A 13854-nucleotide genomic window follows, 5' to 3' on the forward strand; every position below is an offset into this window, starting at 1 on the left:
GGAATACCACGATGGACAAGAATCAAAAGTTGAAAAAAATAGTTCTTACATTACTAATGCTTGTCGTTGGCATACTATTTATGTCGCCGTTCCTTTGGATGATCTCCGCTTCCATGAAGCCGGAAGCCGATGTGTTCGCTTATCCGATTCAGTGGATCCCTCAGCATTGGAATGTCATTGAAAATTATAAAACGGTTTGGGAAACAAAATTTTCGTTGTACTATTGGAACTCCATTAAGGTTTCAGTATTAACAACAGCGTTATCCGTCTTACTTTCTTCTATGGCTGCCTATGCCTTCTCGAAGATCAAATTTCGCGGTCGCAACGCGCTCTTCGTGCTCATTTTAGCGATCTATATGATCCCGAGCCAAGCCATTCTCGTTCCGCAATTCTTGCTTTTCCGTTGGATCGGGTTGTTCGACAGTCACTTTGGTTTGATTCTATTAGGTTCATTCTCTGTTCTCGGAACCTTCATGCTTCGTCAGTTCTATCTCGGTATTCACGATGAGTATATGGAGTCAGCCCGGATTGACGGTGCGGGACACCTCAGAATTTTCTGGTCGATTTGTACACCGCTTGTGCGCCCGGCTATTGCTACGTATGCGATTCTGCGTTTCATCTGGACTTGGAACGACTATCAGAATCCGTTGATTTTCCTAAGAACAAAAGACCTGTTCACGCTTCCGTTAGGTATCCGGTCTTTCGCAGACTTGAACGGTGAGTTCTACTCGCTAATCATGGCTGCATCGGTATCGGCCATCGTTCCACTGCTGATCATCTTCATCATTGGACAAAAGCAGGTTATCGAAGGAATTTCGATGGGCGGCGTGAAGGGTTAATCCAAAAAGTCAAAATAAGAGTGCATGAGGTTAAAATAGTGCCTCGTGCGCTCCACTGAAGTTTGTTACGATCGGTCATGTAAAGGTTGTCACACAAAACAAAGCTCACTTGGAGGGGTTCCTATGAAAAAGAGTTTACTAGTATTAAGCGGTGTGCTTGCTATCAGTGCTGCACTTGCAGGCTGCGGTAATAAAGCAGAAAAACCTGCTGCAGATAGCGGTGCTGCGGGTGGAACGAAAGCTCCTGTTACGATTAAAGTGCAAGGTTGGTACACAGAAGCGCAAGGGAACTGGAATGCAACGGTTGATGCTTACAATAAGACACACCCGAACGTAAAAGTTGTCTATGAAAGCATGTCCGAGAAAGGCGATTCCCAAGAAGGGATGAAAAAACTTGACCTTCTAGCTGCTTCAGGCGAGCAAATGGACGTTGTGATGTATTCCAGCGCATCCGATTTCGCTCAACGTGTAGGCGCAGGAATCTTGGAGCCGCTTGATGATTATTTGAAAAAAGATAACATTGTTGTAAAAGATGAGTACAAGCTTGATCCGATTGTAAATGGTAAATATTATGCACTGCCAGGTAAAATGATTGAATGGTTCGTCCTCTTGAACAAGGACAAATTGGATGAAGCTAAGCTTCCTGTTCCAACAGAATGGACATGGGATCAATATGCGGAATACGCTAAGAAGCTGACCAAAGGTGAAGGTGCTTCAAAAGCTTACGGTTCCTACTTCCATAACTGGAAAGATTACGCGCTGCTTGGTTTGAACAATGACATGGAGAACCCGTACTTGGTGAAATCCGATGGTACGCAAAACATCGACAACCCGAAAGTTCGCTACTCCCTTGACCTCAGAAATAAAATGGAGAACGTAGATAAAACGTCCGTACCATACTTCGAAGTTGTATCGCAAAAAATGGCTTACCGTGATGTGTTCTACGGCGGTAAAACAGCTATGCTGGCAACTGGTAACTGGATGGTTGGCGAGCTTTCCCTGAATGCGAAATTCAAAACGGTTTTTGCTCCATATCCAAAGTTTGACGCTAAAGATCCAAACGGTTTGACAGAAGTAGGCGCTGACTTCATGGGTGTTGCTGCGAACTCCAAAAACAAACAAGCGGCTTATGATTTCGTGAAATGGTACACAACAGAAGGTATTCAAACACAAGGTCTCTTCTTCTCCGCATGGAAAAAAGCCGATGTTGAGAAAAACGTTGACGCGATTCTGAAAAGCGGTAAACCAGAACAAGTCGCTATGATCGATAAACAATCCTTGCTTGCTACGTTGAAAGTTAACAAAGCTACCAAACTGGTTGTTCCTCCAACTTACGCGCTGCAACAAGAAAAAGAATACCTAACGCAAGTTGAGTTGTTCTTGACAGGCAAACAAGATTTGGAGAAAACCATCCAAACAGCAAAAACAAAAATTGAAGATATCCGTAAGAGCAACGCGAAGTAAGAAGTAACGAATCGCGCAAGATTATTACTATAATGAAAAGAGGAGGCCTTAGGCTCCTCTTTTTCCCATTTCCAAAGGTGCATTCGAAAGGCAGGAGAACGCAGTGCCAGGTTGGCTTCGCAGGTTATCTTTACGCAATAAATTGGTGCTGACGATTCTGATTTGTCTCGTTCTGCCATCGGTTGTTTCCATGAATGTCTCCAGCCTGTTTACAAGAGATGCTGTAAGAACGCAGGTGACAGACTCTTCGCGCGAATCGATGCGGATTGTGAGTCAAATTGTGAATGCCCAGATCAAAAATATGATTTATGTGATGAATTTCATCCAATTTGATGAGGAATTGCAGCCGTCTATCCGGGAATTAGGCAGAGCGAATGAGACAACGGATAAGGGGGATGTGCTGCAATACAAGCAGACGATAGCGAAAAGAATGTCAACGGTGATTGATTCCTTCGGTAATCTGAGCGTGACGGTGTTGCTGCCCAATAAGGAGTACGTTGCCTCCTATACGACTTTTGCTTTTAATCCGACGGATTTTATGAAAAAAAGCTGGTTTAGCGCCGTTGAACAAGTTTCCGGCTACAATGTATTGTGGATCGGGGCTGAGCCCAATTACAGTGAATCCACGAATCAGCCTTATTTGCTGTCGGCAGCCAAACCGCTCCGCAAGAACGATATCACCTATGGGTACGTGATTGTTGGTCTGGAGCTTCGCTTGCTGCAGGACCTTTTCAATCAATATCAAAATAATGAATCTATGGTAATCATTGATGAACAAGGACGCATTCTGGTCGATAAAGATTCCACGACGATCGGTACGAAATTCCCTTATTATGATCAGCTGCCCAAGGAGGATGGCTCTTCTTTTGTGAAGGTGGCGGGAGAAGATTATATTCTGCTCAGCAGTCATGTAACGCCGGAGTGGCAGCTTGTGAATATGAGTCCCTATAAAACAGCGGCACAGAAGATTGAGTCATTTCGAAAAACAGATTTTCTTATTCAACTATTTTTTCTGGTCTTATTTGCCGTTACTTTACTATATATGGTGCGCACGCTCACAAAACCGATTGCGCGGCTTGTCCAAACGGTTGTCCGGATTGAATCTGGTCAACTCGGCGAACGCTCCAACATTACCGGTGTGGATGAAGTGGGCCGGCTGGGGTATGTGTTCGACCGCATGATTGACCGTATTGAGCTGATGCTCGAGGAAAACCGCCGCGAGCAGGAACTTAAGCGCATGGCGGAGCTGGCGATGCTGCAGGCGCAAATTAATCCGCATTTTCTGTTTAATGTGCTGAACTCCATCCGTTTGAAAATCATGATGAAAGGGGATTCCGAGAACGCGGAATTGATTTCCTCCCTATCGTCGCTCCTGCGGATGACCATTAATCGAAATAACGAGTATATTCCGTTGCATGAAGAAATTGAGATCATCGAACATTACGTTCGTCTGTTGAATTCCAGGCACGGAGATCGGGTGAACCTTCGTATTTCGGCGGCTTCCGATACGCTGCTCATTGAGATCCCTCGGTTTCTGCTGCAACCACTCATCGAGAATGCCTACATTCACGGGCTAAAAAGCAAACCTGGAGAAATCACGATTGCCTCCAGAATCTGTGAGGATGGACGGCTTCAGCTCGAAGTCAGAGATTCGGGCGTCGGCATGACAACGGAACGTTTGGAAGAGCTTCGCACACATCTTGTGACACGGCCGACGAAGCATCACCATGCTTCGCGAAGCCCGTCCTTATCCGGTATCGGTTTACAAAATGTATTAGAGCGCCTTCGCATCATCTACGGTCATCGTTTCGATTATGAAATCGCAAGCGGGCCAGATCAGGGAACGCAGATTGTTCTGCGCTTTCCGCAGCAGGCAGGAAAGGAGGGCTAAGCATGTATACAGTCATGATTGTCGATGATGATTTACCTGTGCTTGAATTTTTGAGTTCAGCGATCAAATGGGAGGAATTGGGGTTTCGATTGACAGGAGCCTTTGAAAATCCTCTGGACGCCCTGGAAGCGGGACGGCGGGCCAAAACCGATGTACTGATCAGCGATATCGGCATGCCGGAAATGAATGGACTGGATTTAATCCGCTCTCTCCGTGAGGTAGATCCTCATGTGAAGGCGGTCATTCTCTCCTGCCATGATGATTTTCACTATGCGCAAAAAGCGATGAAGCTTTCGGTGAGCGAATATATCCTGAAAGAAACGATGAATATAAGCAATATTTCGGAGGTGCTTGGCAGACTGAAGGAGCAGCTGGATGCCGAGGATCACGTGCTGTCCAAAAGCCGCAAGCTCGAGAAGGAGGCCGCGCTGCACCGCAGCTCGTCCAAGCGTCATTTTATCCGAAGTACGGTCAATGAGCCGTTGTTTGATTCGGAGGAGTGGAGCCAGCAAGCGGAAGGTTTCGGCCTGCGTCTTGGGCAGCACGGGGTGCTGCCGGTTTTCGGGTATGCCAACCGGGCGAAGGAGGCGAATCAGCGCTTCCAATCCAGGGATTTATTCGACTATACCATTCAAAACATCATAGAAGAGCTGCTCGTCGATCAGAAAGAAATCACGTTGTTCACGTATGATACGGGCGAAATTGTATTGCTGTTCCCGCAATATGGCAGCATGCATGTCAATAACGGCCAGAAGGTCGAGCAGACGCTGCGGCATTTGCAGAGCTGTTTGCAGCAATACGCGAAAGTAGCGTTCTCTTTCATTACGGGAAGTCCAGCCAAGGATGTGCGCTCGTTGAAGGAGCAGCTGAAGCGGATGGTAGAAGGGCGGAGCTCGCGGTTCTACTTGCCGGAAAGCTCCGTCATGAAACTGGAGCATATTCGGGAAGGCTTCGGTGACGGGGGATTGCTGCTGGCCGAGTATGCCCAGACGCTGGATGAGTTTCGAAGCGTAGTGTTCGATGAGCGATCCGATTTGATCGATATGTATGTCTCGAAGTGGATCGATTTCATCCAGTACCATAGGTTTCGTCCCATGGAAGTGAAAGAATGGCTTCTCAAGATGATTCTTGATGTGCGTATGCGGCTTAAATCGCTGCAGCATTACCAGTCGACGTTTTCATCCGAGCTCTTGCATCATGATGTGCATGAACTGTCGTCTGTACGTGAGCTGGAATTGTGGCTGAAGGATTATCTGCAGCAGGCGATTCAATGGGCAGGGCAGGTGTACCGTGAGTCGCACAACCGCGAGATTATCGAGTGTCAGCGGTTCGTCTATAATCATTTGCATATGAAAATATCGCTCGAGGACGCGGCGGCGCATCTGCACCTTCATCCGAGTTATTTGAGCCGACTTTTCAAGAAGGAAACCGGGGAGAACTTCGTGGAGTATGTGACGCGGATGAAGATGGAGAAAGCGAAAGAGCTTTTGGAAATCACGGATAAAACCGTGGAACAAATCGCCGACATGCTCGGCTACGAGAACAAAAACTATTTCGGGAAGCTGTTCAAGGCGCATACGGGGACTGTGCCGAATGCATTCCGTGGGCAGACCAAGGGAGCTCAGCCTACGCCGTAAGCTAGCTTCACCACGCCTGGCAGTAACAAAATTCAAAGCCTTAGCGGAATGAAAATTCCGCTAAGGCTTTTTTGAGGGAACTGGAGTCCGCTATTTAGAGGAAAACGAGATGTTTCCTTTCCGAGGGGAACTGTGGGGTCTTATCCGGCCTCCATGGCACGTTTTTTGGTTGAAATCGCCAAAATAAAGGACCGTAGTTCCCCCAGCAGGTGGGGAAGGTGTTTTTTCGGTGAAATAGCGGCCTATAGTTCCCAATTAAGCAGGCGGGAGAACGATCCAGTGCTGGCAAGACTACCATTTGGCAGAAAACAAACAAGCATAGAGAACGTTAAAGTATTTGTCATCTTACACAAATTTCCTTAACTTTACAAAAAAAATGCACTATCCCTTTTTGAACCATGGTAAAATTAGGGACGGTACAAGGCTTGTCACATAGATGATAAGGGAGGAATTTGTAATGGGTAAGAGAGCGGGATGGAAAGCAAAAGCGGTAAAAGCGGCGCTGGCTTTAACAGTAGCGCTACCTCTACAAGTGCTGGCTACAAGCAGCTGGCAGGCAGTAATGGCGGAAGGGCCAAGTGATCCGGCACCATTCATTGAAGCGAAAGTAGTCAACGAAAATGCAGGAAAGAAAGTCCTGTTCGACAACACGCATGAACAAACGGCTGGTGCGGCGGACTGGGTCATCGACGGCGCTTTTTCAGATTTTGGAAACGCGTTAGCGAATAATGGCTACTACGTCAAAGAATTGCGTAAAACAACACCCATCACACTTAGCGATTTGAGCGGTTATGACGTTTTTGTCGTAGCAGAGTCTAATGTACCTTATAAAACGAGTGAGCAGGCGGCTCTGGCGCAGTATGTGCAGGGCGGCGGAAGTATCTTCTTCATCGGCGATCACTACAATGCGGACCGCAACAAGAACCGTTGGGACGGTTCGGAAGTATTCAACGGCTATCGTCGTGGCGCGTGGACGAATCCAGCCAGCGGCATGAGCGCTGAAGAAAGCGCCTCATCAGCTATGCAGGATGTAGCTAGCTCAGACTGGTTAGCTACGCAATTCGGCTTGCGTTTCCGTTACAACGCTTTAGGTGATATAAATGCGAACCAAATCGTGTCGCCACAGCAGTCGTTCGGTATCACCACAGGTGTATCGAGCGTAGCGATGCATGCGGGTTCAACGCTGGCGATTATCGACCCGACTAGGGCCAAAGGAATCGCGTACTTGCCGCAAACGAATGAGGCTTGGGCAAGCGCAGTCGATCAAGGTGTTTATAACGGTGGTGGCGTGGCGGAGGGACCTTTTGTCGCAATAGCCAAGTCAGGTGCAGGCAAAGCCGGATTCATCGGCGATTCTTCACCGGTGGAGGATGCGACGCCGAAGTATTTGCGTGAAGATACAGGCGCGAAGAAGACGACGTATGACGGATTCAAAGAAGTGGACGACGGCGTCCTGCTTGTGAATATGGTGAATTGGCTGGCGAAAAAAGAAAGCTACACAAGCTTCTCGGAAGTAAGCGGCTTGCAGTTGGATCAGCCGACGGCGCTGCTGCCTTTTGAGACGCCGGCTAATTCTACAGAGCCGCAGCCGGAGCCTTGGGCGGCGCCGAACGCCGGCTACAAATGGTATGACCGCAGCACGTTCAAAGCGGGCTCCTATGGTGGTCCTGCTGCGACAGCAAGCGCAGCTTACAGCTTCGTGCATCAAGCAACGCTGCCGAATGCCGTGGATTTCCCTCTGCGAGTTGTCGTAGACAACCTGCCACCGTCTACAACGGTTACGGGGTTCAACGTTGGGATTTATTTGGTTAGCGGCGGTACGCAAATTGCAATGGTTCAAAATGCCGACGGCACATGGCCTACCGCATATGGATATAGTACACAGTTCAGCGTGACCTCGGATATCAACGGTCATGCGACGAAGGATTTGATGGTTCGCGTGAAGCCGGGTACGACGGCTGCGGCGAATTTACGTCTGCGTCAAGCTTCTACGAACCTGAAAACCGAGAGCGTTACCCTGGGCAACGTACCTGCGGAGTCTTTGCCCGAAGAGGAAAACCCGATCCCGGCGAAGATTAATATCTCCGATGCTCGGAGCAAAGCAGCCGGCACATTGGTAACGGTGGAGGGTGTTGTAACGACGGAGCCGGGCGCTTTTGGCGGTCAGGCATTCTACCTGCAGGATGAAACAGGCGGAATCTACGTGTTCCAGAGTCTGAGCGGCTTTCATCAGGGAGATAAAGTGAAGGTTACAGCATCTACGGCTCTATTCAATACTGAGCTGGAGTTAGCGGATCCAGTTGCTATCGAAAAAACAGGTGTAGCGGCATTACCGACGCCAATAGCTGCAGCAACAGTAACCAATGACAATCAAGGACAATTGCTCGAGCTTAGTGATGTTACCGTGAGCAATATCATCAGCGCTACGCCGGTAGGTTCTTTTGAATTTGATGCTGTAAAAGGTTCCGTGAGCAATCACATTCGTGTTGATGTAAGAACTGGCTTGACCCTGAGTTCATTCCCTTACCAATCGGGACAAACGGTGAACATCAAGGGTGTTGCGGCCATTTTTAAAGGCGTATTCCAATTGAAACCAAGAGGTTTAGGCGACTTCACGGTTGCAGCGGATACAACAGCGCCTGTTACTTCTGCATCTTTGTCAGGCTCAGCGAATAGTGAAGGCTGGTATAAAGAAGATGTGACCGTATCTTTGTCGGCGGTAGATGATACGGCTGGTGCTTTGACAACGAAGATCAGCTTGAATGGCAGTGCTGCGGTTCCTTATGAGGCGCCAGTCGTGATTCAAACAGAAGGTACGAATACAATTGCTTACTCCTCGACAGATGCGGCTGGGAATGAGGAAGCTGTAAAATCCTTGCAGGTGAAGCTGGATAAAACGGCTCCGACGGCCGTATTAACGCAGTCAGGTCATGCGGTTGGGGACGTAACGACTGCTGATACGTTAACATTTGTGTTAGCTGGTACAGATACACTTTCAGGTGTAGTTGAGCAGGCTTTGACATTGGATGGCGCTGCAATCAGCAGCGGTCAATCCATTGCAGTAGGCAGTTTAACGCAAGGTACGCACACAGTAGGTTACCGCGTTGTCGATGCAGCGGGTAATGTAACACAAGCGACTGTACCGTTTAATGTGAGCGCGAAAGTAACGCTTAGCCAAGCGACGCTTTCGGCGAATGTGACTTCGCTCAAACCGGGCGAAACAACAGCTACGCAAGTAGCGGGTGTGTTAAGCAACGGTGCGGCTGCTGATCTTAGTGGTGCTGCGATTGTATATAGCACAAGCAATGGAGCTGTAGCGACTATCGATGCGCAAGGTAAAGTTAGCGCGGTGGCAGAAGGTACGGCACAGGTAACAGCCGCTGTTACGTTAAATGGAACAACGGTGCATACAGGCGCTGTAACTATCACGGTTGTGAAGCCATTGTCCTTAGGTGCGCCAGGGAAGCCTGTGTTGTCGGACAATAGCGGCCAAGCAACCGGCTTGAAAGACGGTAACTACACGGTGACAATGAACATGTGGTGGGGCAATAACGGCTCCGTGTTCAAATTGTACGAAAATGGCGTGCTCATTCAGACGCAATCGCTGACAGATGCATCTCCGGCCGCTCAAACGGCTAAAGTAGAAGTAAAAGGCAAAGCTAATGGCACTTATACGTATACAAGTGAACTTATTAATTCTTTTGGAACAACATCAAGCGCTCCGTTGGTTGTGAAGATTACGGATGCAGCACCCGGCAAGCCGGTCCTTTCCCAAGATAACTGGGATGGAGACGGCAATTACAAGGTATCGATGAACATGTGGTGGGGAACGAATGCCACGGAGTACCGTTTGTACGAAAATGGTGTATTAATCGAAACGAAGGCGTTAAACGCAGTTTCGCCTAGCGCCCAAAGCGCGGTGAGCACGATCGCGGGTCGCGCTGTCGGCGTGTACGAATATCGTTGCGAATTGGTTAACGCGGGTGGCGTTACTTCCAGCGATAAGCTAATTGTGAACGTGACGAAGTAAGGAGTTACCCAGATAGAGCCTTTAACACCTCAGGGTGTTGGGGGCTCTTTTGTTCTTTTACTGCAAAAAGTACAGCAAAATATTGGATTTTTACAGTTTTGAGAAGCGATCATGTAAAAAGTACATTAAATTTGCCCGTTTTGGCTAAAGAGGTGGAAGAATCGCGAAATTAGCTGCATTTATTACACGTTTTCTTCTAAAAAATCTAGAACTCGCCGAATTACATGTGCGTTTTACATGATTTTAGCATCATCAGCTAGTCCAGATAATCCAAAATCCCGCGAACAAGGGCATATTGAACGATTTTGCCATTGGGGGTACGGCTGATCGGCTGCAGCCAACCTTTTTGGCATAGCGATTGGAGCAGTCTGATGGCCGTTCGATGATTGATCTCGAAATGCAATTCAACATCTTTGGGGCGAAGAGGTCGTGCTAACTGATGGAGTAGGCGGAGGACTTCTTTTTCAGCCAGATGGGCTCGATGAACAGGAGAGGGGCCGACTGGTAACGGCTGAGCAGCATGCGAAGTAAGGTCATGCATAACTCGGGCCGATGAGCCACGTCATCGTAAGCGAACGAGATGACACGGAAGCCAAGTGCGTGGAGAAAGGTTTCGCGGTTCAGTTCTTCGCAGTAGCGCTTGCGATCCATATCTTGCACATGGGGGCCGTAGCCTTTGATTTCCCACATGAATTTGAGCTCGCCGGGTAAATAAACGAAGTCGCCAAAGTAAGAGCGTCCTCTCCAATCTAGCACTTCAAACTCCGGGTGCAAATGATCGAAATGTCCGTGCATCGGGAACCACACGTTTTGCATGAACAAAGTTTCCGCATGCAGATGCCCGCGCTCGAGTCTCCCCTTGCGTTCTCCTGACCTTCGAGCGGCGTGGGAGGCAAGAAATGACTGATGTTTTTCATGAAAAAGGAAAGAATTCATATTGGGGTCTCCTGTTCGTAATCATAAAAAAACGCCCCTGATTCACCATAAAGATGAATAGGGACGTTCTTCGTCGCATTAGCTCTTATTATAGCGGAAGGGCAGTGCTCTGGCTATTGCTTTTCACACTAGACAAAATTAAGACGCAATGTTAGCTTAATTGAACTACTATTAGCTTAATTGAACTACTAAATGAAAGTTGTGATCAAAATGTCCAACCAACTGGCTTCCCAAGCTGGCATGTCCACAGGCCGCTACAGCCGATTATGGATCGTGCTCGTGCTCGGATCCCTAGCGTCCTTCGGGCCGCTCTCGCTGGATATGTACCTGCCGGCACTGCCGAATCTGGCCGGCGATCTCCATACCAGCACCTCACTCGCGCAAATGAGCCTCACCGCCTGCATGCTGGGTCTGTCTATCGGCCAGCTCATCGCAGGATCTGTCAGCGATGTGCGCGGTAGACGCACGCCGCTGCTGATCGGATTGATCCTCTATGCGATCTCTTCGATTCTGTGCATGTTTGCGCCGTCCATCGGCGTGTTCCTAGGCTTGCGATTCGTGCAAGGCTTGGCGGGCGCCGCCGGGATCGTCATTTCCCGCGCAATCGTGCGCGACATGTACGAAGGCGTGGAGCTGACGAAGTTTATTGCGCTGCTGATGCTGGTGAATGGGGCTGCGCCCATCCTTGCGCCGATTGCAGGCGGGCAGATTCTGCAGTTCACTTCATGGCGCGGCGTGTTCCTCGTTCTAGGTGCGATTGGCGTGCTGATGCTGCTAGCTGCAACATGGGGGCTGAAGGAAACGCATCCGCCGGATCGCCGTTCCAAGGGCGGCCTCGCCAACACGCTGCGAACGTTCCGAGGACTCCTCACAAACCGCATGTTCATGGGCTATGCGCTGACACAAGGGCTCGTCTTTGCCGGCATGTTCGCCTATATTTCCGGCTCGCCGTTCGTGCTGCAGGAGATTTACGGCGTTTCTCCGCAAATATTCAGCGTTTGCTTCGCCGTGAACGGGCTTGGCGTCATCCTTGCCGGTCAAGTGACGGGCAAGCTCGCAGGCAAAGTAAGCGATCACCGCTTGCTGGCAGGTGGGCTGGCCATGGCTGCTTTTGGCGGCCTGCTGCTTCTCGTCGCCGTTCTCATCGGGACGGGGCTTCCGGCCATCCTTGTCGCCTTTTTCTTCATCGTTTCCAGCGTAGGGCCTGTCTCCGTAGCCACTTCCTCACTTGCTCTGCAAAGTCAAGGGAAAACGGCGGGGAGTGCAGCGGCGCTGCTGGGACTGCTTTCTTTTATCATCGGGGGGCTGATTGCTCCGCTTGTTGGTCTTGGCGGCAGCCAGACTGCAGTACCGCTAGGAATCATCATTGCTTGCATGGAGATAGGGGCAATTCTTTGTTTCATAGGAATGACAAGGGGCGGAAAGACAGCGTAAACTTTTTGACGGAATGAGATGTGACTTCAAATTTTTTTCACAATTGTCCTGTATACTGAAGCAAATTAGACCAATTCATGAAAAAGGTGGAGTTACAGGATGAAGCTTATTCACAAGAAAGTGCTGGTCAGTACGCTCGCAGCAGGACTACTCATTGGCGGTGGCCTCGCGCTTCAGCATAACCAGGTATTCGCAGATGAGACGAGTACGGTAACGCCTGCACCTCAGAAGGACAAATTCAAGGATAACCATCATAAAGATTTTCGCGGAGGTTCAAATAACCAAGGTCACGGCTCAGCAAAAGGCGGTTTTGAATTTGGCAAAGGAGGCGCCATCGATTTTGCTGCCATTCTTGGGATTGATCAGACTGTGTTGAAGGATGAGATCAAACAAGGGAAAACACTGGTACAAATCGCTCAAGAGAAAGCGAATCTGACGGAAGAAGCACTTCTGGCCAAATTGACGGAAGCTGAGACTAAGAAGATTGATGATGCAGTCACAGCCGGAAAATTGAAGCAAGAGCAGGCCGATAAAATGAAATCGGGTCTGGCGGATCGCTTAAAAAAAATGGTGGAGTCCAAACCGCATATCATGGATTTCAAAGGCGTACAACCGCGTGGAGGCATGATGCCAGGTGGGATGTTCGGAAATTCCGCAGAAATCGCAACGATCCTGGGGATCACGGAAGACGAGCTTGCTGCGCAGCGCATAGCAGGGAAGTCTCTGGCTGAAATCGCCCAAGATAAAGGCATCACAGAGGATCAACTGATCGCGAAGCTGAAAGATAATTTAACAGATGAGCTCAAAAGCTTCGTTGAACGCAAAGGCGGAGTACCCCCGAAGAAACCGGGTTCTGGTCATGAAGGCTTTAAATTCAAAGGAAAACCAGGTCATCCGGCAGCACCAGAACCATCAGCAACACCAGAGCCACCAGCAACACCACAATAAATGCAAGAAAGGTTGCCTCTATCGATCTCTGTGACCGATGGGGCAACCTTTTTATACGTTTAAATCCCCGTCTTCAAACGGTTTCGCCATTTAACTAACAGGATTCCCGCCAGCACAGCGCACACACCAATTATCGCATAAATCAAAAATTTCTCTACCCACATGAATATCGCCTGCCACTGTTCACCGAACAGGTATCCGATTCCAAAGAAAACAACGACCCATAAGGCAGAACCTGTGAAAGCATACATTGCAAAAACCCGGAATGGAATGCGAATGATGCCTACAAAGTAGAAAATAAACTGCCTGATCCCGGGTAAAAAGAAGCTGAAAAGCAGCACTTTATTGCCAAACTTTTCGTAGTAGCTCCGTGTCTTGTCCAAATGGCTGGGCTTCAGGAACAGCAGTTTGCCAAAACGCTCGATAATCGGCATCCCCAGCTTGTACCCAATCCAATAGGTAATCGACATACCGATGATCGAACCGACCCAGGCGGAGATCATCGCCGGCGCCCATCTCAGCACCCCTTTATAAGATAAATACCCTGTATAGGTCATAGTTGTATTACCGGGAGGGATCGGAAGCGCAATGACGTCAAGCGGGAGCCCGAGCAGCAGGACCAAGTAACCGTATTGGGCAAATAGTTGTTCGACTAATCCTAGAAATTTCACTGTG

10 protein-coding genes are annotated in these 13854 nt (G+C 49.0%); 7 read left to right on the forward strand and 3 right to left on the reverse strand.

Translation table 11 applies throughout. The annotated features are described in order from the left end of the window. The first annotated feature begins 11 nt into the window (after positions 1-11). The 5 genes from ACUN27_RS03110 (at position 12) to ACUN27_RS03130 (ending at position 9861) form a co-directional block, all read left to right on the forward strand. Positions 12-839 (forward strand): carbohydrate ABC transporter permease, encoded by an 828-nt coding sequence (locus ACUN27_RS03110; RefSeq protein ID WP_315952911.1) that lies wholly within the window; start codon positions 12-14, stop codon positions 837-839. A 123-nt stretch (positions 840-962) separates the two neighbouring features. Beyond that, a complete protein-coding gene (locus ACUN27_RS03115; RefSeq protein ID WP_315952912.1) occupies positions 963-2303 on the forward strand; it encodes an ABC transporter substrate-binding protein in 1341 nt (446 codons plus the stop codon). A gap of 103 nt (positions 2304-2406) precedes the next feature. Further along, positions 2407-4194: a cache domain-containing sensor histidine kinase gene (locus ACUN27_RS03120; RefSeq protein ID WP_315952913.1), complete on the forward strand. Its 1788-nt coding sequence runs from the start codon at positions 2407-2409 to the stop codon at positions 4192-4194. A 2-nt stretch (positions 4195-4196) separates the two neighbouring features. After that, positions 4197-5831, forward strand: coding sequence for a helix-turn-helix domain-containing protein (locus tag ACUN27_RS03125; RefSeq protein ID WP_326061986.1), 1635 nt, complete (start codon positions 4197-4199; stop codon positions 5829-5831). Positions 5832-6288: 457 nt separating this feature from the next. Continuing rightward, on the forward strand, positions 6289-9861 hold the full coding sequence (locus ACUN27_RS03130) for an OmpL47-type beta-barrel domain-containing protein (protein WP_445558363.1): 3573 nt from the start codon (positions 6289-6291) through the stop codon (positions 9859-9861). A gap of 256 nt (positions 9862-10117) precedes the next feature. On the opposite strand, the gene ACUN27_RS03135 is transcribed toward ACUN27_RS03130, so the two are convergent. Both ACUN27_RS03135 and ACUN27_RS03140 read right to left on the reverse strand, forming a co-directional pair. Beyond that, a complete protein-coding gene (locus ACUN27_RS03135; RefSeq protein WP_326061984.1) occupies positions 10118-10264 on the reverse strand; it encodes a hypothetical protein in 147 nt (48 codons plus the stop codon). Between the two features lie 29 nt (positions 10265-10293). Then, a complete protein-coding gene (locus ACUN27_RS03140; protein ID WP_326061983.1) occupies positions 10294-10797 on the reverse strand; it encodes a hypothetical protein in 504 nt (167 codons plus the stop codon). Between the two features lie 210 nt (positions 10798-11007). On the opposite strand from ACUN27_RS03140, the gene ACUN27_RS03145 reads away from it, so the two are divergent. Both ACUN27_RS03145 and ACUN27_RS03150 read left to right on the forward strand, forming a co-directional pair. Beyond that, complete coding sequence (locus ACUN27_RS03145; RefSeq protein WP_326061982.1) at positions 11008-12231, forward strand: multidrug effflux MFS transporter; 1224 nt, start codon at positions 11008-11010, stop codon at positions 12229-12231. 99 nt (positions 12232-12330) lie between these two features. Further along, positions 12331-13179, forward strand: coding sequence for a hypothetical protein (locus ACUN27_RS03150; RefSeq protein WP_445558364.1), 849 nt, complete (start codon positions 12331-12333; stop codon positions 13177-13179). Positions 13180-13238: 59 nt separating this feature from the next. Here the strand turns inward: ACUN27_RS03150 and ACUN27_RS03155 are convergent, their stop codons facing one another. Beyond that, the gene (locus ACUN27_RS03155) at positions 13239-13850 is read right to left on the reverse strand and encodes a DedA family protein (RefSeq protein ID WP_326061980.1); all 612 of its coding nucleotides are present in this window, start codon (positions 13848-13850) and stop codon (positions 13239-13241) included. Positions 13851-13854 lie beyond the last annotated feature (4 nt).

It is taken from the genome of Paenibacillus sp. WC2504 (assembly GCF_052682475.1).